The organism is Mesorhizobium sp. M0293, from assembly GCF_040321735.1.
Classification (GTDB): Bacteria; Pseudomonadota; Alphaproteobacteria; order Rhizobiales; family Rhizobiaceae; genus Mesorhizobium.
Map to the genome: position 1 here is coordinate 1 of NZ_JAMYSA010000245.1, position 2476 is coordinate 2476.

A 2476-nucleotide genomic window follows, 5' to 3' on the forward strand; every position below is an offset into this window, starting at 1 on the left:
GACCCTCCGGTGAGTGCTGCAGCTTGGTAACTCCAGTCTCCTCGGTCCGGTCCGAATGGACAACCCTCTGAAAGCTCACAGCTAGGGGTCTCGTCGGCAAAGATCTTCCACCCGCGCGGACGCCGGACCGCAGCTATCTTTTTGGGTAACGGAATTTGGTGGAACGAACTCTCATTCGAATCCATTTGGTAACCGGCGGTATTGGCGAAGACGACAAGATCACCCCGGGCGATGCCTCCCTCGATTGTCAGGCCGCGCCAGCGGATGACATCGGCTTCAAGACAGCTGCGCCCGACCAGAAAATAGCTTGCATCGTGTCGCGGCACCTCGCGTTTTTCTCGCCGCACGACCACCGGAGACGGCACGAAATCAGCGCCAAACCAGGTTTCGGAGAGCGAAAACGACATACCATCAAGCACTACCCCGAATCGACGGTCTCCAAGGTCCTTGACATCGGTCACGTCGAAGGCGCTGATCCCGCACTGGTCTAGAAGCGAGCGACCAGGCTGCAGATGGATCGGTAGCCGGTGACGGTGGAGGAAGTCGCGATCTCGCGGGTCGGCTAGAGCGGCCTGGATCACTGCAGCCGCGTGCTGGACTCCAGAAAGCTCCGGAACGTAAGGATAGTTGCCCGGTTTTGCTAGGTTGCCCCAATGGTCGCCACGACCGTATGCAACCGGATCGAACCTCTGAAGGTAGCGCATGGGATAGCCACCACCGATGTCGATTCCGCCGGGCGTCAGGCTTCTAGCACAGAGACGCCGTAGGAAGGCGATGCAGAAGCGCAATTGTTCTGCCCGCGTCTGAACCTGGTAGTCGTTGATATGAAATGACACGCCAACCCGCTCCACCTTGGTCTTTTCAAGCAGCGTCAGACACGCCACCAGCTGATCCTCGGTCATTCCAAAGCGCGATCCGGGCTCAGTTATTGGACGAGCCCGAAGGAACAGACGGCCAATACCCACGCCGTCCGCCAGCGCGAGAACGCGTTTCAGTTCTTCGATGCAGTCGATATGGATGGCCACCTTATGGCGGATGCAAAGATTGATTTCGTAATCGGACTTCGCCGGCCCCGTCATCGACATGCGTTCCGCTGGAACTAGGTTCATGAAGGCCGAAGCCATCTCGTGGGCAGAAGAGACGTCGGCGCCAGCGCCAACCAGTGCGAATGCGCGCAGGAGCGAAGCAGACTTACAGGCCTTCAACGCGAACTGGACCTGACAATCGCCATAGACGGTCCGCAACTCGTTCAGCCATTGGAGGTAGTTTTTGGTGGCTTGGTCTGGATACACCACATGCAGCGGCGACCCGAAACCATCGACCCAAGCGGCCAGTTCGGATCGGCTATTGAGTAAATCGAGCGTCCAATCGCCGAGTAGCGGCTCCGGTTCGTCAGAAAAGTATTTCTGGATCATTGATCGTTCCTCATCTCAGGTCGTCAAGATCGATTGAGCAGCACGGCAGAGCAATCCGTGACTTGTGGTTCGTCGTCTTGAAGCCCATCAGGTCGCCGGATAGGCCGGCCTGGATGATACTTTCCACGTCAACGGGACCGGGCTTGGACCAGTAGGTCACGTGCAAGTTTGGATCATCATAGGAAAGCAAGACGCATGGAGCAGACAAGAGACCGAGCTCCCCGGCACAGAAAAGGCGATGATGACCATCCATGATCACGGAATGGCGATATTCGACAAAGATCGGCCGGGTCCACCGCCCCTTTTCGGCGATCATCTTTGCTAGCGTCCGAGCACGTTCAATGTTGATTTTCTCGGATGGTCGGAGCTGGCTGACGGGCAGCTTGACGACGGTGTAGTTTGAGTTGAGTTGTGCGGACGGCAAGGCTTTCTCCTCAGTCCGTGATGCGTTTGCGGATGTCCGTGCATGTGCCGTGCCAAAGGAAAAATCGTTTCTGAACAACACGACGCTTTAAGGCTACATGCCGCATATCCAACAAGCCTGTCTGAAAGTCGCCATAGTAGTGGAGCGGGTTGAGCGGAGGGCGTCGCCGTCGTTGATTTCATGGAGGGAAAGCGACTCAGGGGAGGGTTGAGAAGACGCTGGCGGTAGGCGCGCGAGGGGAAGGAGAGTCTGGTTGCAGCGTTCTTTGAGCCCGGCGTGACGGCGCCAGAGGTCACGTGATCGGCGGGTATTCACGTCAGCCAGCTCTTCCGATGCGCAAGGACCTGTGCGAGCGGGCCAATGCCGGTCCTTCGCAAATTGGTCCCGGTGCGACCGCGATGTGAATACAGGAGCGCTCGGCGCATTCTGGACCGCGCTCGGTCCCGATGATCCCGGTTTCCAGGCAAAACGCCCAGAACGAGCGGTCCCAGATGGGAGGGCCAGTTGCTCGTAAGTGTCTATCCGGCGGGGGCTGCCTTGCGTGAGGTCGTGTCCCATCAGGTGGTGTAGCTCGGCGGTAGCGAAGCCGCTCGGGAGCGCGCCGTTAGTAGCGCTGTAGCGAGCGAGCGGCGTAGCG

2 protein-coding genes are annotated in these 2476 nt (G+C 58.6%); both read right to left on the bottom strand.

Annotated features, from left to right (window positions below; genetic code table 11):
• On the bottom strand, positions 1-1415 hold a 1415-nt coding region (locus tag NKJ06_RS35115; RefSeq protein WP_352812501.1), incomplete at its 3' end, for a type III PLP-dependent enzyme domain-containing protein.
• A gap of 10 nt (positions 1416-1425) precedes the next feature.
• Positions 1426-1839 (bottom strand): ParB N-terminal domain-containing protein, encoded by a 414-nt coding sequence (locus tag NKJ06_RS35120; protein ID WP_352812503.1) that lies wholly within the window; start codon positions 1837-1839, stop codon positions 1426-1428.
• Between the last annotated feature and the right edge of the window lie 637 nt (positions 1840-2476).